The 21,105-nt window shown below is 71.4% G+C and carries 21 protein-coding genes and 3 pseudogenes; 12 read left to right on the top strand and 12 right to left on the bottom strand.

The genetic code is table 11. From position 1 onward, the window contains the following. Nucleotides 1-104: 104 nt before the first annotated feature. Nucleotides 105-1,220, bottom strand: coding sequence for an alkene reductase (locus E6R60_RS07865; RefSeq protein WP_136325708.1), 1,116 nt, complete (start codon nucleotides 1,218-1,220; stop codon nucleotides 105-107). Between the two features lie 65 nt (nucleotides 1,221-1,285). After that, nucleotides 1,286-1,456 (bottom strand): annotated as a pseudogene (locus E6R60_RS07860) (NADP oxidoreductase); the annotation flags it as partial. A 290-nt stretch (nucleotides 1,457-1,746) separates the two neighbouring features. Here E6R60_RS07860 and E6R60_RS07850 point away from each other — a divergent pair. Next, nucleotides 1,747-2,346 (top strand): TetR/AcrR family transcriptional regulator, encoded by a 600-nt coding sequence (locus E6R60_RS07850; RefSeq protein ID WP_136325707.1) that lies wholly within the window; start codon nucleotides 1,747-1,749, stop codon nucleotides 2,344-2,346. Between the two features lie 14 nt (nucleotides 2,347-2,360). Here E6R60_RS07850 and E6R60_RS07845 read toward each other — a convergent pair whose 3' ends face one another. Further along, nucleotides 2,361-2,996: a TetR/AcrR family transcriptional regulator gene (locus tag E6R60_RS07845; protein WP_136325706.1), complete on the bottom strand. Its 636-nt coding sequence runs from the start codon at nucleotides 2,994-2,996 to the stop codon at nucleotides 2,361-2,363. A 146-nt stretch (nucleotides 2,997-3,142) separates the two neighbouring features. On the opposite strand from E6R60_RS07845, the gene E6R60_RS07840 reads away from it, so the two are divergent. After that, nucleotides 3,143-3,901: an SDR family oxidoreductase gene (locus E6R60_RS07840; protein ID WP_136325705.1), complete on the top strand. Its 759-nt coding sequence runs from the start codon at nucleotides 3,143-3,145 to the stop codon at nucleotides 3,899-3,901. 32 nt (nucleotides 3,902-3,933) lie between these two features. Here E6R60_RS07840 and E6R60_RS37925 read toward each other — a convergent pair. Beyond that, a pseudogene (locus tag E6R60_RS37925) lies at nucleotides 3,934-4,623 on the bottom strand (Tn3 family transposase); the annotation flags it as partial. 330 nt (nucleotides 4,624-4,953) lie between these two features. Continuing rightward, nucleotides 4,954-5,919, bottom strand: coding sequence for a pirin family protein (locus tag E6R60_RS07830; RefSeq protein WP_136325704.1), 966 nt, complete (start codon nucleotides 5,917-5,919; stop codon nucleotides 4,954-4,956). 141 nt (nucleotides 5,920-6,060) lie between these two features. Between E6R60_RS07830 and E6R60_RS07825 the strand changes: the two genes are divergently transcribed. Both E6R60_RS07825 and E6R60_RS07820 read left to right on the top strand, forming a co-directional pair. Continuing rightward, a complete protein-coding gene (locus tag E6R60_RS07825) occupies nucleotides 6,061-6,417 on the top strand; it encodes a tetratricopeptide repeat protein (RefSeq protein WP_136325703.1) in 357 nt (118 codons plus the stop codon). A gap of 98 nt (nucleotides 6,418-6,515) precedes the next feature. Further along, nucleotides 6,516-7,025, top strand: a complete 510-nt coding sequence (locus E6R60_RS07820) for a GNAT family N-acetyltransferase (RefSeq protein ID WP_136325702.1) — start codon at nucleotides 6,516-6,518, stop codon at nucleotides 7,023-7,025. A 220-nt stretch (nucleotides 7,026-7,245) separates the two neighbouring features. Here E6R60_RS07820 and E6R60_RS07815 read toward each other — a convergent pair whose 3' ends face one another. Together E6R60_RS07815 and E6R60_RS07810 are read right to left on the bottom strand one after the other, a co-directional pair. Then, nucleotides 7,246-8,019, bottom strand: coding sequence for a CbtA family protein (locus tag E6R60_RS07815; protein WP_136325701.1), 774 nt, complete (start codon nucleotides 8,017-8,019; stop codon nucleotides 7,246-7,248). A gap of 29 nt (nucleotides 8,020-8,048) precedes the next feature. After that, entirely contained in the window at nucleotides 8,049-8,264 is a 216-nt protein-coding gene (locus E6R60_RS07810; RefSeq protein ID WP_136325700.1) for a CbtB domain-containing protein, read from the bottom strand. A gap of 263 nt (nucleotides 8,265-8,527) precedes the next feature. Between E6R60_RS07810 and E6R60_RS07805 the strand changes: the two genes are divergently transcribed. Beyond that, complete coding sequence (locus tag E6R60_RS07805) at nucleotides 8,528-9,112, top strand: histidine phosphatase family protein (RefSeq protein WP_136325699.1); 585 nt, start codon at nucleotides 8,528-8,530, stop codon at nucleotides 9,110-9,112. 328 nt (nucleotides 9,113-9,440) lie between these two features. Here E6R60_RS07805 and E6R60_RS07800 read toward each other — a convergent pair whose 3' ends face one another. Continuing rightward, entirely contained in the window at nucleotides 9,441-10,883 is a 1,443-nt protein-coding gene (locus E6R60_RS07800; protein ID WP_206309341.1) for an NAD(P)/FAD-dependent oxidoreductase, read from the bottom strand. Nucleotides 10,884-10,998: 115 nt separating this feature from the next. Here E6R60_RS07800 and trxA point away from each other — a divergent pair, with 115 nt between their 5' ends. Continuing rightward, nucleotides 10,999-11,370 carry a thioredoxin gene (gene trxA / locus E6R60_RS07795; RefSeq protein ID WP_136325698.1) on the top strand — a complete coding sequence of 124 codons (372 nt, stop codon included), beginning with the start codon at nucleotides 10,999-11,001 and terminating at the stop codon, nucleotides 11,368-11,370. Nucleotides 11,371-11,485: 115 nt separating this feature from the next. On the opposite strand, the pseudogene E6R60_RS37220 reads toward trxA, so the two are convergent. Continuing rightward, nucleotides 11,486-11,692 (bottom strand): annotated as a pseudogene (locus E6R60_RS37220) (hypothetical protein); the annotation flags it as partial. A gap of 559 nt (nucleotides 11,693-12,251) precedes the next feature. Beyond that, on the bottom strand, nucleotides 12,252-13,271 hold the full coding sequence (locus E6R60_RS07785) for a LacI family DNA-binding transcriptional regulator (RefSeq protein WP_136325696.1): 1,020 nt from the start codon (nucleotides 13,269-13,271) through the stop codon (nucleotides 12,252-12,254). 154 nt (nucleotides 13,272-13,425) lie between these two features. Between E6R60_RS07785 and E6R60_RS07780 the strand changes: the two genes are divergently transcribed. After that, nucleotides 13,426-13,893 (top strand): type II toxin-antitoxin system PemK/MazF family toxin, encoded by a 468-nt coding sequence (locus tag E6R60_RS07780; protein WP_136325695.1) that lies wholly within the window; start codon nucleotides 13,426-13,428, stop codon nucleotides 13,891-13,893. Nucleotides 13,894-14,009: 116 nt separating this feature from the next. Here E6R60_RS07780 and E6R60_RS07775 read toward each other — a convergent pair whose 3' ends face one another. Beyond that, the gene (locus E6R60_RS07775) at nucleotides 14,010-14,852 is read right to left on the bottom strand and encodes a TIGR02452 family protein (protein WP_136325694.1); all 843 of its coding nucleotides are present in this window, start codon (nucleotides 14,850-14,852) and stop codon (nucleotides 14,010-14,012) included. Between the two features lie 147 nt (nucleotides 14,853-14,999). Between E6R60_RS07775 and egtA the strand changes: the two genes are divergently transcribed. The 4 genes from egtA to egtD are packed head-to-tail and all read left to right on the top strand — an operon-like array spanning nucleotide 15,000 to nucleotide 19,373. Next, a complete protein-coding gene (gene egtA / locus E6R60_RS07770; RefSeq protein WP_136325693.1) occupies nucleotides 15,000-16,316 on the top strand; it encodes an ergothioneine biosynthesis glutamate--cysteine ligase EgtA in 1,317 nt (438 codons plus the stop codon). Then, on the top strand, nucleotides 16,313-17,659 hold the full coding sequence (egtB, locus tag E6R60_RS07765; protein ID WP_136325692.1) for an ergothioneine biosynthesis protein EgtB: 1,347 nt from the start codon (nucleotides 16,313-16,315) through the stop codon (nucleotides 17,657-17,659). Before egtA ends, egtB begins: the two co-directional genes overlap by 4 nt. Beyond that, on the top strand, nucleotides 17,659-18,414 hold the full coding sequence (gene egtC, locus E6R60_RS07760) for an ergothioneine biosynthesis protein EgtC (protein WP_136325691.1): 756 nt from the start codon (nucleotides 17,659-17,661) through the stop codon (nucleotides 18,412-18,414). The genes egtB and egtC overlap by 1 nt, the downstream gene beginning before the upstream one ends. After that, on the top strand, nucleotides 18,411-19,373 hold the full coding sequence (gene egtD, locus E6R60_RS07755) for an L-histidine N(alpha)-methyltransferase (protein WP_136325690.1): 963 nt from the start codon (nucleotides 18,411-18,413) through the stop codon (nucleotides 19,371-19,373). The genes egtC and egtD overlap by 4 nt, the downstream gene beginning before the upstream one ends. A 57-nt stretch (nucleotides 19,374-19,430) precedes the next feature. Here egtD and E6R60_RS07750 read toward each other — a convergent pair whose 3' ends face one another. Next, entirely contained in the window at nucleotides 19,431-20,687 is a 1,257-nt protein-coding gene (locus E6R60_RS07750; protein ID WP_136325689.1) for an extracellular solute-binding protein, read from the bottom strand. A 201-nt stretch (nucleotides 20,688-20,888) separates the two neighbouring features. Between E6R60_RS07750 and E6R60_RS07745 the strand changes: the two genes are divergently transcribed. Then, a complete protein-coding gene (locus E6R60_RS07745; RefSeq protein ID WP_136325688.1) occupies nucleotides 20,889-21,104 on the top strand; it encodes a dodecin in 216 nt (71 codons plus the stop codon). Nucleotide 21,105: the final 1 nt, after the last annotated feature.

The following is a 21,105-nucleotide window of genomic DNA, read 5'->3' as shown; positions in this document are numbered from 1 at the left end:
CGGCGGGGGCGCGGAGCGGCGCGACCCCGGTGACGGTGCCGCCCGGCTCGGTCGCGCACCGGGTGAAGCCTTCACCGACTGACGCGTCTGACGCGCGGGCACAACTACTGGTAGGAGCCGATCCCTGTGGGGTAGTCCGTGTATCCCTCCGCTCCACCCGCGAAGTGCGTGTCGCGGTTGTCGGTGGCGAGGGGGTGGCCGTGGGTGAATCGATCGACGAGGTCTGGATTGGCGATGAAGGGGGCGCCGAAGGAAACCGCGTCGGCCAGTTGCCGTTCGAGCAGCGCGTTGCCGCGCGCTTGCGTGAAGCCGAGGTTGGCGATGACGGCGCCGTGGTAGTGGGCGCGGTAGCGGGTGAATGCGGTGAGGGTGTCGGTTCCTGTGTCGGGTTCCGGGCCGAGGAGGTGGAGGTAGGCCAGGTTGCTGTCGTTGAGGCGCTTGAGGAGCTGGTCGTACTCGTCCAGCGTCTCGGCGTCCGCGGTGAAGGCAGGTCCGTGATTCCAGTAGGGCGAGAGTTTGATTCCGATGCGGTCGCTGCCCCACACGCTGGTGACGGCGTCCACGATGTCGAGGAGGAACTGGGCCCGCTTTTCACTGGTGCCGCCGTAGGCGTCGGTGCGCTGGTTGAGCCGTGGGTTGAGGAACTGGGCCACGAGGTGGGACACCTGTGCGTGGATCTCGAGGCCGTCGAACCCGGCGTGCAGGGCGTTGGCGGCTGCCTGCCGGTAGGTGCCGATCGTGGTGGCGATCTCTGCGGCGCTCAGGGCGCGTGGGGTGAGGGAGTCCTTCGGGCCGTCGGGGGTGTAGGTCATCTCGTGGGGATTGATCGCTGAAGGGCCGGCGGGGAGCCTGCCGCCGTGGTGATCCGGGTGGGAGGCGGCGCCGGCGTGGCCGAGTTGCGAGACGATCCTGCCTCCAGCGGAGTGCACAGCTTCGGTGACCTTGGCCCAGCCGGCGGTCTGGGCGTCGGTGTAGATGCCTGGGACGTTGATGAAGCCGATCGCGTCCGTGCTGACCCAGGTCCCTTCGCTGATGATCAGGCCGGCGCCGGCGCGCTGCGTGTAGTAGGTGGCGTGCAGGGCGGTGGGGGCCAGGTCCTCGTTGTCGGCTCGGGAGCGCGTCATGGGAGCCATGACGACGCGGTTGGGCAGCTTGAGCGCGCCCAGTTGAACAGGCTGCAGGAGGGGCTGGGTGCCGGGTACTGAGGTCAGGTCGGACATGAACGTCTCTTTCGTGAGGGGAGGCGCTCCGCGCGGACACGAGGAGCACGAGCGGGTGGGTGGGATCAGTCCTGCTTGAGGGCGTGAAGGGCGGACAGGGGACCGCCGAGCTGGATGAGGCGTCCTCCCTCGCGCAGCCTTCCGAGGTCGACGGGGGCGAAGCCGAACTCAGAGGTCAGGTCTCTCACGGTGTTCTTGGCATCGGCGTCGTCGCCGGCGAGGAACAGCACCTGACGGGAGTCCGGGCCCCCGACTGCTGTTCGGGCTGCCCCGGCAGACCCTCCACACCGATCAGGTCCCCCGGATGGATGGGCCGGACCAGCATGCGGACCAGAACCTCTCCGCTGCCGGGAGTCGGCCGGCGGGCCTCCTCCCTCAGCGTCAGTACCTGGGCGGCTTCCCCTTGCCGCGTGTACTCCACGGTGCGCATGGGCGCCTCCACTCACTCTTTGATGATGCTCATCATCAAAAAGAATGATGAGGAGTAACATCGAAAACGTCAAGCACTGCCGACAGGAGGGCGGCCATGCCGCGGATCACCAGGGAAGACAAGGCCAGGAACCGGCAGAACATCGTCGAGGCGGCCGGGCGCATGTTCCGCTCGAAGGGCGTCGATGCCGTAGGCATCGCCGAACTGATGAAGGAAGCGGGCCTGACCCACGGCGGCTTCTACAACCACTTCGCGTCCAAGGACGATCTGGCCGCCGAGGCGTGCGGCGCCTCGTTCAAAGCCTCCCTGGGCTCCCTGGAGCAGCTCCTCGAGGAAGGCGCCGATCTCACCGGCCCACCGCTGAACCGAGTGGTGGACAGCTATCTTTCGGCCGCCCACCGCGACGCCTCGGACGGCGGCTGCCCCTCCGCCTCCCTGGTCATCGACGCCGGACGGCACAGCGACACTATCCAGAGCGTCTACGCGGCCGGCGTGGAGGGGTACCTCACCGGTTTCGCCGAGGAGTTCGCCCGCGAGCACGAAGGGGAGATCACCTCACAGGAGGCGCGGGAGCGCGCGGTGCTGCTGCTCAGCCGGCTCGTGGGGGCGATGGTCCTCGCCCGCGCCGTGAGCCACGTCCAGCCCGAACTGTCCGACGAGATTCTGCGGACCTGCCGCGCCCGCCCTCTCGGCTGACCGGCTTCGCCGGGTCAGGCCGGCGGGTTGGGGGTGTATCGGGCGAGCATGGTCTGGACGGCCTCTTCGACGGCGTTGTGGATGTCGGAGGCTGCGGGGTTCCAGCCGGTCAGAAGCATGCGGGGCCACAGGACGTAGTTGGCGATCATGCCCAGGAACTGGTTCGCGGCGCTCTCAGCGTCGGGCACATCGGCGTTGCCCGCCTCATGCTCGGATTCCAAGTAGTGCTGGACGGAGGCGAAGTAGGGCAGTTTGCCGAGCTGGAACTGCATCCGTCCCAGCTCGGGGAAACGAGGCAGTTCGGCGATGACGATCCGGAACAGGCCCGTCATGCGGGGCTGGCTGATCAGATCGGCGTAGCGGTGGCCGATGACCGTCAGCCCGGAGCGCAGATCTCCCGCCTGGGGCCGCGCGGCGGTATCGCCGGCGTCGCGCTGCCAGGACTCGGTGACGATGGCCTCGAAGAGGGCCGCCTTGGTGGGGAACTGCTTGAACAGGGTGGACTTCGAGACCCCGGCCGCTTCGGCGATCCGTGCGAGGGAGGTGCCGTCGTAGCCACGGTCCAAGAACAGTTCTGTGGCCGCGGTAGTGATCGCCTCGCGCTTCTGCTGGGCGAGCCTGCGGTGATGCGCGCTGAGTTCTGCTGCCATGCGGAGAGTATGCCGCACCCCCGAGGCGAGTCACTTGACTCGCCTCGGGGGCCCGTTTACGGTGCAGCAGTAAGGCGAGTCGAGTGACTCGCATCTGAGCTGCGGCACCTCGGCACATCCTGGTTGTCGCACAGTGGAGGACGTTCATGACAGTCGACAAGATCGCTTTGGTGACCGGTGCGAATCGCGGCCTCGGGCGCAGCGCGGCCCTCGCCCTGGCCACACGTGGGGTGCGGGTCGTGGTCACCCACCGCGGTGATGCGGCCGGGGCTGACACGACGGTGGAACAGGTGCAGGCCATGGGCGGGACAGCCGCTGCTCTCCGGCTCGACATCAGCGACGTCTCCTCTTTCGCGTCCTTCACCTCCGAACTGGGCGCGCAGCTGGAGCGCTGGGGCACTTCGCGGTTCGACATCCTGGTCAACAACGCGGGGGTGGGAGTCTTCGGGCCGCTGGAGACTGTCACGATCGACGACTTCGACACGGTGATGGGCACCAACGTCCGGGGCACGTTCTTCCTCATCCAGTCGCTCGTGCCGCTGCTGGCCCAGGGCGGCCAGGTCATTAACGTCTCGACATCACTGACCCGCCACGCCAGCCCCGCCACCTCGGTCTACTCCGCCTCGAAGGCCGCCGTCGAAGCTCTGAGCCGCACCCTCGCCGCGGAACTCGGACCTCGCGGCATCCGGGTCAACTCCATCGCCCCGGGGCCGACCGCCACCGACTTCAACGGCGGAGCGATGCGGGACGACGCCGGAATGCGCCAGGTTCTGGCCGGACAGACCGCGCTCGGCCGCGTCGGCGAACCTGAGGAGATCGGCGACGCCATTGCCACGCTGGCCTCCGAGGGAATGCGCTGGGTCACCGCCCAGCGCATCGAGGTCTCCGGCGGCGCCCTCCTGTGACGCCGGGCGACGGCCGGTAGTGACAGCCCCACTCACTCCGAGCCGACCGACTCGTCGTCGTCCTCGTCCCGCTCGGGCGCGTTCGTGTCGCGCAGTGGGCGCAGGGCGCCTGCGGCTGGGGTGCCGGCGGTGAAGCCGTATCGGTCGAGCATGTTCAGGTTGCGGTGCTGGAGCGAGGGGAGAGCCGGGCGATGTCCTCCTCACGGAGTTCGTGACCCTCAGGTGCGCAGCAGGTCGCAGGCGCGGACCTGGTTAGTGACCAGCGAGCCGGCGACCTTCAGCATGTCGGGCCGGTGCGTGATCACCTTCTTCAGGATGACCCGGCTGCGGCCCAGGTCATCCACCGGGCCCTAGGTGCCGGTCTCGACGCCGGGCCTGGTGGCCCGCCAGAACCGCTGGTCGTCCAGGTCGCGGAAGCGGGGGCTGAAGTTGTAGCCGAGGATCTTGAACAGGCCGAACACCATGTCGGAGTACGAGGCGTTGCCGGTCGCCACCCTCTCCGGCTTCACCCGGCCGTCGAGGTTCAGCAGGGCGTCCAGGATGTGCAGGGAGTCGCGCGGGGGGCCGGGGACGACCATCTGCCCGATGCCCGCGACCTGGTCGTTTACGGCGTTGAGCCAGGTCATGCCGCGCTTGAAGCCGAAGTGCTTCGGGGCTTGGGCGGCGATCAGCGCGGCGTTCGCCGCGGCGATGGTGCCGGCCTGCAGGTAGTACGGGTCGACGGGGAACGGGCTGTACCGGCCGGCAGATCGCGTGCCGTCTCGCGCAACGCCTGGATGGTGTCGGCTGACGAGAGGATGGCGGGCCGCCCGGTATCGGTGGCATCGACGAGGTGCAAGGGCCGCTCCCTACGGTCCGCTTCCGCCACCGCGCCCAGGGCGGCTGCCCGTGCTTGCGGGGATGCGTCTATGCCGACGACCACGGCCCCGAGTCGGAGGACCGGGAAAGTCACTGATCATGGCCCCTCCTCGGCAGTGGCCCAGGGCAACTCGGCCACGATCGCACCGAGCGGCAGCGAACGAGGAGGGGCCCTTCGGCGCCGATCGGACAGGTCAGCGCACACGACCCCGGGGCTTCAATGGCACAGGGGGCAAGGCCGGCGCAGGGAGCGGGGCGCCGTCATAGCCGCGTACGGCCCCGAACCGATCACCGTTCATCCAGTCCTCGCGGGCCTTGGCGATATCGTCCTGGGTTCTTCCCACGAAGTTCCACCACATCACGATCTCCTCCTCGAACGGCTCACCGCCCAGGAGCATCAGACCGGCGTCGGACTCCGCGCGCAGGGGCAGTTCGGTGCGTCCGCAGCCGAGGTAGAGCATCGAGCCGGGGAGGACCGGGACTCCGTCGACGTCCACCTCGCCGGACATCGACAGCACGGCGTACTCGAAGTCGGGGTCCAGCGGGAGCCGCGCTTGCGCCCCTCCGCTCAGGGCGAGGTCGGCGCCGACGATCGGGGTGTACGCGGTACCGGGGGAGGCGGCGCCGTCGAGCGAGCCGAGGATCACCGTGGCCGTGAGGCCGGGGGCGGTGACGGTCGGCAGCTCCGCGTGGTGCTGGAAGTGCGGCTCGACGTTGCGGTGGGCCTCGGGGAGGGCGACCCACAGCTGGGCGCCGTGCAGGAGCGCGGCGTGCGGCCGGGGGCTCTCCTCGGAGTGGCTGATGGCGCGGCCGGAGGTCATGAGGCCGAGTTCGCGCGGACGGATCGTCGCGAGGCTGCCCAGGCTGTCGCGGTGCAGGACCTCCCCCTCGTGCAGCCAACTGACGGTCTGCAGGCCCATGTGGGGGTGGGGCGGGACCTGCATCCCGGGCTCGTCGGCGATGTCGTCGGGGCCGTAGTGGTCGACGAAGGCCCAGGCCCCCACCATGCGCCGGCCGAGATTGGGCAGCAGTCTGCGGACCTCGGTGGACTCGCCGAGCCGGACGTGGCGCGGGCTGAGGAGTTCACGTACGGGTTCGGCGACGACGAAACCCCGGCCCCCGCAGACGGAGAGTGCGGCCTGGCGATCGAGATTGCTCATGGCGGTCAACCTATTCCCGTGCGACTCCGGGCGGGCGGCACCCACGCCGAATATTTAGTGGAATGTTAAACCACCTCTCCGTGTTGACGCGGGTGGATCGTACGGGAAGGACCCGGCGGCGCCCTTGACCGAGGAGGTCACATGAGCGACACCTACTACGAGTTCGGTACCGCCGCCGAGCGCTGGGACCGCGCGCAGTTCTTCTTCGAGTCGAAGGAGTACACGACCGCGGCCCGGATTCTGGCCGGCCTCGTCGAGGAGACGCCGGAGCAGGTCGCCCCGCGGCTGCTGCTGGCGCGGGCCTACTACCACTCGGCCCGGCTCGTCCGCGCCGAGACGGAGTTGCGTGCGGTGCTGGAGCTCGACCCGGTCGAGCAGTACGCGCGGCTGATGCTCGGCCGCACGCTGGAGCGTCAGGGCCGCCAGGCCGAGGCGGACACGCAGTTGCGGCTGGCGTCCGCCCTGTCCGGGGAGTTCACCCCGACCGGCGGCGCCTGACGCCCGCACCGCCGGGCACCCCTCCAGCCGCCTCGACCGCCGGGCCCCGCCGGATATTCCGGTGCGGCCCGGCCGGGCCGCGTGGTACTTCCTGGGGCATGACCGACCTCGTCACACCGCGCCTGCTCCTCCGTCCGATGACCGTCGCCGATGCCGAGCAGGTGGCGGCGGGCCGGCCGGGCGAGGGCGTTCGATGGGCGCCGGGGTACCCCTGGCCCGGCGAGAGGGGGGCGGCCGCGCGGTTCCTCGGCGCCTGCGCGGAGAGCGGCGATCCGAGTCCGTACGTCCCGTACGGGATACGGCTCCGCGAGGACGGGCTGGTGATCGGCGGAGCCGGGTTTCACGGGGCGCCGGACGCGAGGGGGCACGTCACGATCGGCTACGGGCTCGTGCCGTCGATGCGCGGCAGGGGATACGCCTCCGAGGCGCTTCGCGCGCTGCTGCGGCTGGCCCGTGACCAGGGCGTCGCCTGCGTGCACGGCGACACCGATCTCGACAACACCGGCTCGCAGCGCGTCATGTCCGCAGCGGGCATGCGCCTCGTGAAGGAGGACGCCCGGCTGAAGTACTACCGCATCGACTGGGACGGGCCCGCCGGGCAGGAGTGAGCGGGCGCCGTACACGGCAGAGACCGCCGGGCAGCAGCAAGCCCGACGCCGTACACGGCAGAGACCGCCGGGAGGTCCCGGCGGTCTCTGCGCGCATGTCGGTGCCGTGCGCCCGGCACGCCGCCCCGGCGCGCCGTTCCGGGGCGGCGCGATGTCGACGCCGTGTTCCTGCTCTGCCGCCGACGCCGTGCCGTTCCGGGGCGCGTGGCTGCTCCCGGACTCAGCCCCCGACGGCGGCCGGCCGGTTCGTCCTGCCGTCCTTGGCCGTGACCGCATCCGGCTTCGGCACCAGCAGCCGTTCGGTGAGATAGCCGAAGACCAGCCCGAAGGTGGTCCAGAGCGTGATCTGCACCGCGAGCGTGGCCAGCCTGAACTCCCAGAGCAGTGTGGCCGGGAAGTCATGCCCGACCTCGTTGAACGAGGGCAGGAAGGCGTAGGCGAGGCCGATGACGAGCACATAACCGGCGGCCGCGGCGATCGTGGCGTTCCAGTTGCCCAGGCGCGGGGCCAGCCGCCTGCCGAGGATGACGGCGGCCACGGCCAGCAGGACGCTGAGCGCGACCATCAGGAAGAACAGCGCGGTGCGCCGCCCGATGGTGTCCGGGTCACCGACCGCGGGCGGATTCGCCGGGTACTTCAGGAACGGCACGATGTACACGCTCAACAGGGCCGCTCCCGCGATCAGCGCCGCCGTGGCCCTGGGGCCGAAGCGCCCCATCCGGCCGAGGGCGTAACAGAACACGAGTGCGGCGATACCGCCGACGGCGACGCCGAAGACGAGTACCCCGGTGGCGAGGCCGCCGGTGGACTGCATGGTGCGGCTGACGAGTTCCTCGCCACCGCCGTGGTCATGACTGTGCGTCTCTTCGAGGGCGATGGCCGCGTCGACACGGGACTCGCCGAGAAAGTAGGCGACGAGAAGCGCGAACGCGCCCGCGACGAGGCCGGCCAGCATGCCCCGGACCAACAGGGCTCTGACGGATATGGAGTTCATGAGGGGTTCCCCTGGACGAGCCGGATGGATCAGTGGCAGGGGAAACCGAGGAGATGGCGGCCGTCGTGGACCCACTCGTGCACGCCCTCGCCCGAGATGAGCGCGGTGGCGCCCTGCTCGGCGCCGACGAAGTACAACAGGACCAGCATGAGGATGCCGAAGAAGACCGCCCAAGGGGCAAGGGACTTCAGCGAGATGGGGGTGATGGCGGGTGTGACGGCGGCGGGGGCAGCAGTCTGTGCCATGGCAGAACCTCCTGAGGGAACACGCGTCCCGATCGTGGTGCCTGAGACGAAGGTGCTGGGTCTGACTTCCCGCACAGGGACGGGTTCACAGTGGCGCGACCGTGCCGGATTCTCACCGGGCTTCCGTCACACCTTCGTCATGTCGTCGCGACCATACCGCCTGGGCGCGAGAGCCGCCATGGTGCCTGCGGGCGGGGCGGAGGCCCCCGGATGCCATGGTGTGCTTGGCCAAGTGACCACAGTTCAGGGAGTGGAGAACGGGTATGGCGGTACGGGTGATGTTGGTCTCACCGGCGATGAACGCCGCGCTGCGCGAGGCCCGGTTCGCCGGTGACGCACCCCTTGACGCCTCCGGGCTCCGGGAGGCCCGGGCCGCGGGGGCCACGTTGCCGTCCGCGGACCGCGCGGTGCGCGGGCCGTCCCGACGCTGCGCCCTGACCGCCGATGCCCTGGGCATGCAGGCCACCGCCGAACCGGAGGCCCGCGACTGGGAGTTGGGCCGCTGGGCCGGCTCCCGGCTGGATGAGGTGAGCACCAGCGAGCCAGAGGCCGTGGCTGCCTGGCTCACGGATCCCTCCGCGTCCCCGCACGGCGGCGAGTCCCTGCTGGACCTGTGCGCCCGGGTGGGGGCGTGGCTCGACTCGCTGGACGGCGGCGGTCCCGGGCGGGTACTGGCGGTGGTGGAGCCTGCGGTGGTCAGGGCAGCGGTCGTCGGTGCGCTGGAGCTTCCGCCGCAGGCGTTCTGGCGGATCGACGTCGCCCCGCTCGCGCTGACGGAACTCAGCGGCCGGGCGGGCCGGTGGAACCTGCGCTGCGGCCGGCCACTGGCACCGGCGACCGGGCGCTGAGTCGCGCGGGCCGGGAGCCGTGCGGGCGGGGATACGGCCGAGCCCTGCGGGCGGGGGCGCCGCTGTGCCCCCGCCCGAACGGCTCGGACTCATCCGTCCGGACTGGCCGGACTGCCGCATGAGCCCGAGCGATGAGCCCGAGCCGGTAGGCCCTAGGGCGTGTTTTGAAAGTCCCGCCTGCCCCGCGACGCCTGGCACGCACGCTCGCCGCGTTGTGGAAATGCCCTGGTAGCTCCGCTACGAGACCATGTCCACGCCTTGCGATCGCACGCACCAGACGCCGCGGGGCCCGCCCTTCGGGCGGACGGCGCTACTTTCGAAACACGCCCTAGTTGCCCCGGTATGTCTCCAGCAGCCGGAGCCAGATCTCGCTGATCGTCGGGTAGGCGGGAACCGCGTGCCAGAGGCGGTCGAGGGGCACCTCGCCGGCGACCGCGATCGTCGCCGAGTGGAGGAGCTCGCCGATGCCGGGTCCGACGAAGGTGACCCCCAGCAGGATCTCCCGGTCCAGGTCGACGATCATGCGGGCCCGGCCCCGGTAGCCGTCCGCGTACAGGCCGGAGCCGGCAACGGCGGCGAGGTCGTGGTCGACGGCCCTGACCCGGTGGCCGGCCCGCTCCGCCTCGGCGAGGGTGAGGCCCACCGATGCCGCCTCCGGGTCGGTGAAGACGACCTGCGGGACGGCCGCGTGATCGGCGGTGGCAGCGTGGGCGCCCCAGCGGTCCGTTTCCAGGAGCGGGACACCCTGGGCGCGGGCGGCGATCGCCGCACCCGCTATGCGGGCCTGGTATTTGCCCTGGTGCGTCAGGAGCGCCCGGTGGTTCACGTCGCCGACCGCATAGAGCCACGGGACGCCTTCGACCTGGCAGCTGTCGTCGACGGTGAGCCAGGACCCCGGCTTCAGGCCGACCGTCTCCAGGCCCAGGTCGTCGGTGCGCGGCGCTCGGCCGGTGGCGAAGAGGATCTCGTCGGCCTCGATCCGTTCACCGTTGTCGAGTCCGACGGTGACCGGCCCCTCCGGCTCGGGGCGCTCGACGGAGGTGGCCGAGACCCCCGTACGGATGTCGGCCCCCGCCTCGGTCAGCGCTTCGGCGACCAGCTCGCCGGCAAAGGGCTCCATGCGGGGCAGCAGGCCCTTTCCGCGGACCAGCATGGTGACCTCGGCGCCCAGGGCGCCCCACACCGTGGCCATCTCCACGCCGACCACTCCCCCGCCGACGACGACGAGACGTCCGGGCACCTCCTTCGCGCTCGTCGCCTCCCGGCTGGTCCAGGGCCGGGCGCTCTCCATGCCCGGCAGGTCGGGGACGACGGCCCGGCTCCCCGTGCACACGGCCACCGCGTGGCGGGCCGTGAGCCGGTGCTCCGTACCGTCGGGCGCGGTGACGGTGACCGCCTTCGGGCCCGTCAGCCGCCCCCGGCCGCGGAAGATGTCGGCTCCGATCCCCTCCAGCCAGGCGACCTGGCCGTCGTCCTTCCAGTGCGAGGCGTAGGTATCGCGGTGCGCGAGCACGGCGGCGGTGTCGAGCGGGCCCTGGACGGCGGCGGCGAGGCCCGGGACGCGGCGGGCGTCGGCCCGGGCGACGACGGGGCGCAGCAGGGCCTTGCTCGGCATGCAGGCCCAGTAGGAACACTCGCCGCCGATGAGCTCCGACTCCACGATGGCGGTGCTCAGCCCGGCGGCCCGGGCGCGGTCGGCCACGTTCTCACCCACCGGACCAGCACCGATGACCACGACGTCGTATGCGACGGACTCCACAGCATGTGTCATGGGCCCATTCTGGTCATGGGTGTGGGCCGCGGCCACATGGGCAGGCGGAATAGCGCAAGCACGGGCACCGTTGTCCCCGACACGTGGATACGGGCACAGGAAGAGGTAGCAGAGCATGAGCACCGTAGAGCTCACCAAGGAAAACTTCGATCAGGTCGTCAGTGACAACGAGTTCGTCCTGATCGACTTCTGGGCTTCCTGGTGCGGCCCGTGCCGGCAGTTCGCGCCCGTCTACGACGCGGCGTCCGAGCGTCACGCGGACCTGGTCTTCGCCAAGGTCGACACGGAGGCGCAGCAGGAGCTGGCGGCGGCCTTCGAGATCCGGTCCATCCCGACACTGATGATCGTCCGGGACAACGTGGCGGTCTTCTCGCAGCCGGGCGCGCTGCCCGAGGCGGCCTTGGAGGACGTGATCGGCCAGGCCAGGAAGCTGGACATGGACGAGGTGCGCAAGTCCGTCGCGGAACAGCAGAACGAACAGAAGTAGGCACTGCCGGCACCACGCGGACGCCCAGGGCCCGGCCGGTGACGGCCGGGCCCTGACGGCTGTGCCGCTCGTGCTGGACCCCGGCGAGGTCAGCCTTCCACGTTCCGCGGGGAGGTCAGCCGTCCACGTTCCGCTGGGAGATGCGGACCGTGAGTCCGTAGTCGAGCTCGGATCCGTCGATGAGCAGCGCCTCGACGGTGTGCGTGGCCGGGTCGATGTCCGCGACCATCCCGTCGCCTTCGTAGCGCGGATAACCCGACTCGCCCGTCTCCCCGGTGGCGGCCACGACCGCCGAGCGGATCGGTGCGCCGGGGCCGCCGCTGCCCGCGACCCGGCTGCCGGTGACCTCGGCACCCTCGCGGTCCTCAGCACCCCCGACCTCCTCGGCACCTTCAGCGGCTTCAGCAACCTCGGCGTCCTCGGTGTCCGGCCTCTCGCCGCCCGGGTCCTCGGTGTCCGGCCCCTCGTCGCCGGTCCCGTCGGCAGCCGGACCCCCGGCACCGGCGTCCCCCGTACCGGGATCCTGGACATCGGATTCCTTCGCTTCGGGATCCTCCGTGCCGGTGCCGGCTCCCTTGTCCGCCGCGCCCTTGCCGTCGGTGAACGCGGGGACGAGCAGGATCTCGTAACTCTGCGGATGGCTCATGGTCATGACGCTAAGGGCTGTCCCGCGATTCCTGGTGGATTAGCGCGCGGCGTCGGACGGGGTGCATCGCAAGGCGGAGAGGCGCCCGCATACGGGATGTATTCGGGCTGGACGTATGCGGGCGGTCCGACCATGCGGCGAGGTGCCGGAGCCGTCGTCGTGCGCCCGCCAGGGATCACGGGACAGCCCTCGGGCAAGGGCGCTCCGCGCGCATGTCGTCGCGCCGGCGTCCGGTTCAGCTGGACTCGCGGTGGACGGTCCGGACCCGCAGCAGGTCGTGCCGTTCCGGCTCCGCCCCGGGGTGCCGCACCAGGCGGTCGACGAGGTCGGCCAGCGGCTCCACGGTGGCCAGTTCCATCCGTACGCTGCTGAGCCTGGGACGGAGCAGCCTGGCCGGCAGGGAGTCGTCCGCGCCGATCACCGCGGTCTCCGCCGGCACCTCGATTCCGGCGTCCTGGAGGGCCCGCATGAGCAGCATCGCGTAGCTGTCGTCGTACGCGAAGACGGCGTCGAGACGGAGGGTGCGCCAGCGGGCGGCGAGTGCGGCGGCCGACTCCTCGGTGTACCGCAGCGGGAGTTCGTCGATCAGGGCCTCGCCGTCGGCCGCCTGCCGGGCGCCGGCGAGTCTGGCGCCGGCGAACAGGGCGAGACCGGGTTCGGCGGGCATCACCACGCCGATCCGGCGCCGGCCGCGCTCCAGGAGATGACGGACGGCGCTGCGTCCCACCGCCCGCTGATCCGTGATCAGCGCGTGCGCGCCCGGCACCGGCTGCGGTCCCAGGGTGATGACGGCCTTGGCGCCGGAGCGCCGGAGAACGGCGATGCCCTGCGGAGCGAGCGGGACCGACCCCGGCACGATGACGGCGACGGGCCGCAGTTCGGCCCACGCGCGGGCGGCGTCGTCCGGGTCCAGGCCGAGGGAGCCGTATTGGACGACGGTGTAGTCGAGATGCCGCAGACCGGACTCCAGCCCGTGCAGGAAGCGGCGGTGGAGCGGCGCGGAGGGAAGGTTCGCGGTCGGCAGGAGCACCATGCGGGAGTGCCCGGCGCGCAGGCTCCGGGCGGCCGCATGCGGTACGTAGCCGAGTTCGGTGGCGGCCTCCCGTACCCGGCGGCGGGTCGGATCGCTGATGCGTACGGCCGTGTTGTTGTTCAGTACATAGGACACGGTGGCCCGCGAGACGCCGGCGAGCCGCGCCACGTCGGCGCTGGTCGGGACGGGACCTTCGGCGGGCTGCTGGGGTAACTGACTCATCGCGTCCGGCAGTCTTACAGACCCGTGCGGCGCGGGGCCGCGCCGGGGCCGGGCCCGGTAACGGCCCGGGTTGAGGTACGCCCGTCGTCGGGATCGGGCCCCTTACGGCGGACCCGCTCCCCGCGCGGGGCCGCGCAGGTCCTACGGTGGAGCGATGACCATCCAGAACCGCAGCGCCGACAGGGGCGGTCCGTCCGCCTTCCCCGGCCAGGCCGGTCCCACCGCCACCGCCCAGGCCGACCCGCACGACGTGGGTCCGGTCCGCACCTCCTACGCCCCCGACCGCGACGGCGACCCCGATCCGGGCGAGATCGTCTGGACCTGGGTGCCGTTCGAGGAGAACGACGGGCGCGGCAAGGACCGTCCGGTTCTCGTCGTCGCACGCGAGGCGACGGGCACCCTGCTCGCCGTACAGCTGTCCAGCAAGCAGCACGACCGGGACCGGGAGTGGGTGGCGCTGGGAGCGGGGCCCTGGGACAGTTCGGGCCGGGCCTCGTGGGTCGATCTCGACCGGGTGCTGCGGGTCCACGAGGACGGGATGCGGCGCGAGGCCTGCGCGCTGGACCGGGACAGGTTCGATCTGGTCGTCGTGCGCCTGCGGGAGCTCTACGGCTGGAAGTGACCGCACGCGGCACCCGCCACGGCCCCGGCCCGCGGGCTTCCGCCGCCGCGGCGGGCCGCCGGCCCGAACAGCCCCCGCGCGGTGGTCGGAACGCCGTCGAACCCTGTGGCTCGACCTCAGCCTGAGACGTGAGCCTCGCCGGCGAACGCGTGGTCGAAGGCCGCCCTGGTGGGCGAATCGGCATCGCGGCCGAGAATGCCGAAGACGATCTGTTCGAAGTGGCCCGCGAAACGACCGCCGCCGGTGAGCAGCGCGCGGAAGGCCCCCGCCACTTCGGCCGGGTCGTTCTGGAACACGCCGCATCCCCAGGCGCCCAGGACCAGCCTGCGGTAGCCCCGGACCGCGGCGACCTCCAGGACCCTCGCGGCGCGTGAGGCGAGCGCGGCGGGGATGAGGTGGGCCGACTCGGGGGTCCGGCTGCGGATCACTCCGGCGTTGGGCGCGGGCGAGGTGAGGAATCCCGCCGTGTACGGGGTGTCGAGCAGCCGGCCGCGGTCGTCGCGGAAGACGGGCACGCCCGGGGAGTGGATCACCCGGTCGGTGTAGAAGGCGCTGCGCTCGGCCCGGTGGTGGGCGTAGAACTCCGGGGCGCGCAGCAGCGTCGCGTACAGCGCCGAGCCGCGGCAGAGTGCTTCCTCCTGCGCCTGTGCCCCGTTGAGGTAGCCGCCGCCGGGGTTGCGGGCGGAGGCGTAGTTCAGGACGGCGACCTTGCCGGGTTGCTCGCCGGTCATCCGGGCGGCCGCCTGAAGGCTGCTCTCGCCGGTGACCTCGATGCGCGGTGTCCGGTTCCCGTCCAGTGCGGCGACGTGCACGGGATCGGGGCCGTACAGCCTGGTGCCCGAAAGGGCGGCGGACAGCGCGCGCTCGATGCTGATCTCGCGGCCCTGCGGTGTGCGGTAGTGACCCGCCTCGACGATGGATTCGGTCTCTCGCGCGATGCCGCGCAGCCGGGCGCTCACCGGCGCTCCCCCTTATGGTGCATACGGGGCATGATCGACGCCTCCGCGGCATGGGCGCAAGTGAATTTCCGACGCACAGGGGCACTCTTGTGCGATCTCCCGGCAGGGGTTTGGGTAGGACGGTCGAACCGGAACAGGAGGCCCGAGATGTCATCCGACACACCTGGCGCACACGGTCCGCCCGGACGCACCACGCCCATCGGTGAGGGCGAGGCCGAGGATTTACTGCGCTGCATCTGCTTCAAGAACGGACCGCCCCGCCTCGTGGGAGTCGAACTCGAGTGGCTCCTGCACGACCGCGACCGGCCCCGCGTTCCCGTGGCCCCCGACCGCCTCGACGCGGCCGCGTCGGCCGTCGGGGCGCTCCCGCTGAACGCGGCGCTCACGTTCGAACCCGGCGGCCAGCTCGAACTCAGCTCGCGTCCCGCCGACTCGCTCATGGCCTGCATCAACGACACGGCCGCCGATCTCGTCGCCGTGCGCGAGACCCTCGGCCGACTCGGCCTGGCTCCGGCCGGGTTCGGCGTCGACCCCTGGCACCCCCCGCGCCGGATCCTGCGCCGGCCGCGCTACGAGGCCATGGAGACCGTGCTCGACCGGTCGGGTCCCGCGGGCCGGGCCATGATGTGCACGACCGCGTCCGTCCAGGTCTGTCTGGACGCGGGAGAGGAGGAGCCGGGACCGCTCGGCTACGGGCGGCGCTGGCAGCTGGCCCATCTGCTCGGCGCCGTGCTGGTGGCCGCGTTCGCCCACTCGCCGTTCCGGCTGGGGAGGCCGACGCCCTGGCGGTCGACGCGCCAGTCGCTGTGGGCCGACCTCGATCCGCTGCGCACACTCGCCCCGGCCGGGCAGCTCCCGCCGCGTGACGCCTGGACGGCCTACGTGCTCGACACGCCCGTCCTGTGCATCCAGGAGGGCGAGGGGCCCTGGCCGGTGCCCGAAGGGCTCACCTTCCGGGACTGGATCCGCCGCGGGGAGCCGCGCCGGCCGGTGCGGGCCGACCTCGATTACCACATCACCACGCTGTTCCCGCCGGTGCGCCCGCGGGGACACCTGGAGCTGCGCATGATCGACGCGCAGCCCGGTGACGACGGCTGGCTCGTGCCGCTCGCCGTCACCACTGCCCTGTTCGACGATCCGGAGGCCGCCGAGACCGTGTACCGCACCGTCAAACCCCTGGCCGAGACGGCGGGCCCCCTGGCCCCGCCCCGCAATCCGCTCTGGACGGGGGCCGCCCGCGACGGGCTGACCGATCCGGAACTGCGGGCCGCGGCGGCGGCCTGCTTCGACCTGGCCCTGGAGGCGCTGCCGCGCAGGGGCGCGACGAGGGCCGTGCAGGACGCGGTGGCCGGCTTCCGGGACCGCTATGTCGCCCGGGGCCGATGTCCGGCCGACGACCTGCGGGAGCGGCTCATGACGGACCGGCACCACGGATCGGAACACCCGAAGGGGACCCTCTCATGACCGACTCCCCCGCTCCCTCGCCGTACGGCCGGCACCGTACCGACGTCCAGGACCCCGAAGCGCTCCGGGAGCGCGCGCTCGCCGCGCTGCTCACCGCCCGCGAGCGCACCGGGCTGCTGACCGACAGCGTGGACGACCACGAACTCACCGCCCAGCACTCCCCCTTGATGTCGCCGCTGGTGTGGGACCTCGCGCACATCGGCAACCAGGAGGAGCTGTGGCTGCTGCGCGGCGTCGCCGGCCGCGAGGCCATGCGCCCGGAGATCGACGGCCTCTACGACGCGTTCGAACATCCCCGGGCCACCCGCCCCTCCCTGCCGTTGCTGGCGCCCGCCGAGGCCCGCTCCTATGCCGCGGAGGTGCGGGGACGGGCACTGGACGTACTGGAGTCCACGCCGCTGGGCGACCGCCCGCTGGTACGGTCCGGGTTCGTCTTCGGGATGATCGCCCAGCATGAACAGCAGCACGACGAGACCATGCTGATCACCCATCAACTGCGCTCGGGCCCCGCCGTGCTGACCGCGCCGGAGCCGCCGCGGGCCACCGGCGCCGCCCTGCCCACGGAAGTCCTGGTGCCCGGCGGACCGTTCACCATGGGGACGTCCACGGAGCCCTGGGCGCTCGACAACGAGCGCCCCGCACACCGGCGCGAGGTCCCCGGCTTCTTCGTCGACACCGCCCCGGTGACCTGCGGCGCCTACCGGGCGTTCATCGAGGACGGCGGCTACGACGAGCGGCGCTGGTGGACGGGCGAGGGCTGGGCCATGGTCCGTGAGCACGGGCTCTCCGCGCCGCTGTTCTGGCACCGGGACGCCGGGCAGTGGCTGCGCCGGCGCTTCGGGGTGACCGAGCCGGTCCCGGCGGACGAGCCGGTGCTGCACGTGAGCTGGTACGAGGCGGACGCGTACGCCCGCTGGGCCGGCCGCAGGCTGCCCACCGAGGCCGAGTGGGAGAAGGCGGCCCGCCACGATCCCGGCTCCGGGCGCTCCCGCCGGTACCCGTGGGGCGACGAGGACCCGACGCCGGAGCACGCCAACCTCGGGCAGCGCCATCTGCGTCCCGCACCGGCGGGAGCGTACGCCGCCGGGCGCGCACCGTCCGGTGCCGGGCAGCTGATCGGCGACGTGTGGGAGTGGACGTCCAGCGATTTCCTTCCCTATCCGGGCTTTGCGCCGTTCCCCTACCGCGAGTACTCGGAGGTCTTCTTCGGCCCGGAGCACAAGGTGCTGCGCGGCGGCTCCTTCGCGGTGGACGCGGTGGCCTGCCGGGGGACGTTCCGCAACTGGGACCTGCCGGTACGGCGCCAGATCTTCTCCGGATTCCGCACCGCCCGGGACGCCTGATGTGCCGTCATATCGCTTATGTGGGGTCACCGATACCCCTGGGCGTGGTGCTGAACAAGCCCGAGCACTCGCTGGTTCGGCAGTCGTGGGAACCACGCCGGCAGCGGTACGGGACCGTCAACGCGGACGGTTTCGGTGTGGGGTGGTACGCGGACGGGGATCCGGTGCCGGGACGGTACCGCCGGCGGGGCCCCGTCTGGGGCGACCAGACCTTCGCCGATCTCGCCAGAGTGGTGCGCAGCCCCGCCCTGCTGGCGGCGGTCCGGGACGCCACCGAGGCGGACCCGGACGGTGAGGCGGCGGCCGCGCCCTTCGTCGGCGGCGGTGTGCTCTTCAGCCACAACGGCGCGCTGAAGGGCTGGCCCGGCTCGATGGCGCGCCCGGCGGCGAAGCTCCCCCCGGCCGAGCTGCTCGGGCTCACCGCCCGCTCCGACTCCGCGTTCGTGTGGGCGCTCGTGCGGCACCGGCTGGCGCTGGGCGACGCGCTCCCGGAGGCGGTCGCCGACACCGTGCGCGAGGTCGCCGGGGCGGCGCCCGGATCCCGGCTCAATCTGCTGCTCACCGACGGCCTCACCATCGTGGCGACGGCCTGGGGGGACACCTTGTGGTACCTGGCCGAGCCCGGCCGGCACACGGTCGTCGCCTCCGAGCCGTACGACGACGATCCGCACTGGCGCGAGGTCCCCGACCGCACCCTGGTGACCGCGACCCGCGCCGACGTTCTGCTGACCCCGCTCAAGGAGCCGACCGAGTGAGTCCCTTTCTGCTGACCCGTACCCTGCCGGCGGACGCGACGGACGCGGCGCTGCGCGCCGATGTACTGCACGGTCTGACCCGGCAGCCGAAGACGCTGCCGCCGAAGTGGTTCTACGACGCCCGCGGCAGTGAGCTGTTCGAGGAGATCACCCGGCTGCCCGAGTACTACCCGACGCGCGCGGAGCGGGAGATCCTGATCGACAGGGCGGCCGAGATCGCGGCCGCCTCCGGTGCCCGGACGCTCGTGGAGCTGGGCTCGGGGTCCTCGGAGAAGACCCGGCACGTGCTGGACGCGCTGCCGGAGCTGCACAGTTACGTGCCGGTCGATGTGAGCGAGAGCGCGCTGCGCGGCGCGGCGGAAGCGCTGCTGGAGGAGCGGCCGGCGCTGTCGGTGCACGCGCTGATCGCCGACTTCACCGCGGAGCTGTCGCTGCCGGACACTCCGGGTCCACGGCTCGTGGCGTTCCTCGGCGGCACCATCGGCAATCTCCTGCCGGACGAACGGGCCGCTTTCCTGGCGTCGGTGCGCTCGCTGCTGTCCCCCGGTGACACGTTGCTGCTCGGGACGGACCTGGTGAAGGACGAGGAGGTGCTGGTCGCGGCGTACGACGACGCGGCCGGGGTGACGGCCGCGTTCAACCGGAACGTCCTGTCGGTCGTCGACCGGGAACTGGGCGCCGACTTCGCACTGGACGACTTCGAGCACGTGGCCCGGTGGAACCCGCGGGAGGAGTGGATCGAGATGCGGCTGCGGGCCCGCCGGGCGCTCACGGTGAAGGTCCCGGAACTCGATCTGGTGGTGTCGTTCGAAGCCGGCGAGGAGTTGCGGACGGAGGTGTCGGCGAAGTTCCGCAAGGACGGGGTGCGCGGTGAACTCGCCGCGGCCGGCCTTCGGCTGAGCCGGTGGTGGACGGACTCCGGCGGCAGGTTCGCGCTGTCCCTCGCGACCGTGGACTGAGCTGGCCCGGGCAGTGCGCGGCGTCCGCGCGCACTGCCCGTCGGGGCCCTCGGCGGGTCAGCTGCCCGCGAGGAGTGCGGTGATCTTCTCGGACGCGGTCCTGGCCGCGGTCGCGGGGTCCCCGCCCTGGAGGACCGCCGTCATGTAGGGCTTGATCGGGTTGGCGGCTTCGACGGCCGCCCACTGCGGCGAGTTGGGGGTGGCGTGGCCCCGCGCGGCCCCTGCGGCCATCGCGGCGGTGCTCTCCTCGCCCTCGATGACATGGGCGAGGGAGGTCTTGTTGGGCACGTAGCTCATGGTCTTGGCGAGCTCCTCCTGCCACTTGGCCCCGGCCAGCGCCTTGATGACCTCGAACCCCGCGCTGCGCTGGTCCGCCTTCTGCGGAATGATCAGGTCGGAGCCGCCGGTGAACACGGAACCCGGCGCCTTCGCGCTCTTGCCCGGTATGGGGAAGTAGCCCAGCTTTCCCTTGAGTTCCGGGTTCGCCTTCTCGATGAGGGTCGCGGTACTGGGGGTGGAGATGATCTGCGCGACGTCTCCCTTGGCGAACACGCCGCTCTGCGGGGGCATTTCCTCGTCCGCGTCCTTGGGGCCCTCCCCCAGCGCCTGGAGTTCGGAATAGAAGTCCATGCCCCGCAGCGCGGCGGGGCTGTCGAGTGCGCCCTGCCAGTCGCCATCCGTGTGGTCGGCGAGTTCACCGCCCTCGTCCCAGATGAATCCGGCGAGGACGTACCAGTTCTGGCCGGGCAGATACATGCCCTGATTGCCGTTCCGGTTCAGCTTCTCGCTGTCCGCGATCCACTGTTCGCGCGTCTTCGGCAGGCTCTTGATTCCCGCCTGTTCGAAGAGGTCCTTGTTGTAGATCACCACCCGGTTGGCCGCGTACCAGGGGATTCCGTACTGAACGCCGCCGATGCTGCCCGGTTCGGCGAGGCCGGGGATCCAGTCCTCGCTGCCCAGGTCACGCATGGACTCCAGGGTGAGATCGCGCAGGTTGCCGCTCTCGGCGTACTGGGCGACCTGGGTGTTCCCGACCTCGATGACGTCCGGGGTGTCCTTGCCGCCCAGCGCCGCGAGAACCTTCGGCCCGATTCCGCTCCAGTTCTGGATTCTGAACTCCAGCTCCACCGAGGAGTGCTCGTCCTCGTACGACTTCTTGAAGCGGTCGAGGAAGTCGGCGGTGACACTGTCCTTCATCAGCCAGATGGTGACCTTCTCGTCACCCGAACCGCCGGAGCCGGGCACCATTGCGCACCCGCCCAGCGCAACGGAGGAGATCAGGGCAATGGCTCCGGCGAGCATGCGGTTCTTCACGGGGTCACCTTCTGCGAAAGGGCAGGACGGATGTGTGGACCCGGTGTGGGGGACTGCGGGCTGCGCTCGCACGGGCGTGGCTGGATTTTGGTATGGACCAATGCTCCGGTCAAGGGCGGTTACGGACAGACCGCCGGTCCGCGACCTCTCGCGAACCTCGCCCGGGTGGGGCACCTTGGTAAGGGCGAAAGGAGATACACCATGTCAAACCACACGTATCGCGTCACGGAGATCGTAGGAACCTCCCATGACGGCGTCGATGCGGCGATCCGTAACGGCGTCGCAAGAGCTTCCGAAACGTTGCACAATCTCGACTGGTTCGAGATCACCCAGGTGCGCGGGCAGATCGAGGACGGCCGGATCGCGCACTACCAGGTCGGCCTGAAGGTGGGCTTCCGGCTCGACGACCCCGAGTGAC

Source organism: Streptomyces sp. A0642 (assembly GCF_004795105.1).
In the GTDB taxonomy this organism is placed as follows: Bacteria; Actinomycetota; Actinomycetes; order Streptomycetales; family Streptomycetaceae; genus Streptomyces.
This window is presented reverse-complemented; position numbering and strand designations above follow the sequence as displayed.

Bases quoted from the DNA above. Each gene is read 5' to 3' on its own strand.
- E6R60_RS07865 (WP_136325708.1), bottom strand. From the start codon at position 1,220: ATGTCCGACCTGACCTCAGTACCCGGCACCCAGCCCCTCCTGCAGCCT.
- E6R60_RS07850 (WP_136325707.1), top strand. From the start codon at position 1,747: ATGCCGCGGATCACCAGGGAAGACAAGGCCAGGAACCGGCAGAACATC.
- E6R60_RS07845 (WP_136325706.1), bottom strand. From the start codon at position 2,996: ATGGCAGCAGAACTCAGCGCGCATCACCGCAGGCTCGCCCAGCAGAAG.
- E6R60_RS07840 (WP_136325705.1), top strand. From the start codon at position 3,143: ATGACAGTCGACAAGATCGCTTTGGTGACCGGTGCGAATCGCGGCCTC.
- E6R60_RS07830 (WP_136325704.1), bottom strand. From the start codon at position 5,919: ATGAGCAATCTCGATCGCCAGGCCGCACTCTCCGTCTGCGGGGGCCGG.
- E6R60_RS07825 (WP_136325703.1), top strand. From the start codon at position 6,061: ATGAGCGACACCTACTACGAGTTCGGTACCGCCGCCGAGCGCTGGGAC.
- E6R60_RS07820 (WP_136325702.1), top strand. From the start codon at position 6,516: ATGACCGACCTCGTCACACCGCGCCTGCTCCTCCGTCCGATGACCGTC.
- E6R60_RS07815 (WP_136325701.1), bottom strand. From the start codon at position 8,019: ATGAACTCCATATCCGTCAGAGCCCTGTTGGTCCGGGGCATGCTGGCC.
- E6R60_RS07810 (WP_136325700.1), bottom strand. From the start codon at position 8,264: ATGGCACAGACTGCTGCCCCCGCCGCCGTCACACCCGCCATCACCCCC.
- E6R60_RS07805 (WP_136325699.1), top strand. From the start codon at position 8,528: ATGGCGGTACGGGTGATGTTGGTCTCACCGGCGATGAACGCCGCGCTG.
- E6R60_RS07800 (WP_206309341.1), bottom strand. From the start codon at position 10,883: ATGACACATGCTGTGGAGTCCGTCGCATACGACGTCGTGGTCATCGGT.
- trxA (WP_136325698.1), top strand. From the start codon at position 10,999: ATGAGCACCGTAGAGCTCACCAAGGAAAACTTCGATCAGGTCGTCAGT.
- E6R60_RS07785 (WP_136325696.1), bottom strand. From the start codon at position 13,271: ATGAGTCAGTTACCCCAGCAGCCCGCCGAAGGTCCCGTCCCGACCAGC.
- E6R60_RS07780 (WP_136325695.1), top strand. From the start codon at position 13,426: ATGACCATCCAGAACCGCAGCGCCGACAGGGGCGGTCCGTCCGCCTTC.
- egtA (WP_136325693.1), top strand. From the start codon at position 15,000: ATGTCATCCGACACACCTGGCGCACACGGTCCGCCCGGACGCACCACG.
- egtB (WP_136325692.1), top strand. From the start codon at position 16,313: ATGACCGACTCCCCCGCTCCCTCGCCGTACGGCCGGCACCGTACCGAC.
- egtC (WP_136325691.1), top strand. From the start codon at position 17,659: ATGTGCCGTCATATCGCTTATGTGGGGTCACCGATACCCCTGGGCGTG.
- E6R60_RS07745 (WP_136325688.1), top strand. From the start codon at position 20,889: ATGTCAAACCACACGTATCGCGTCACGGAGATCGTAGGAACCTCCCAT.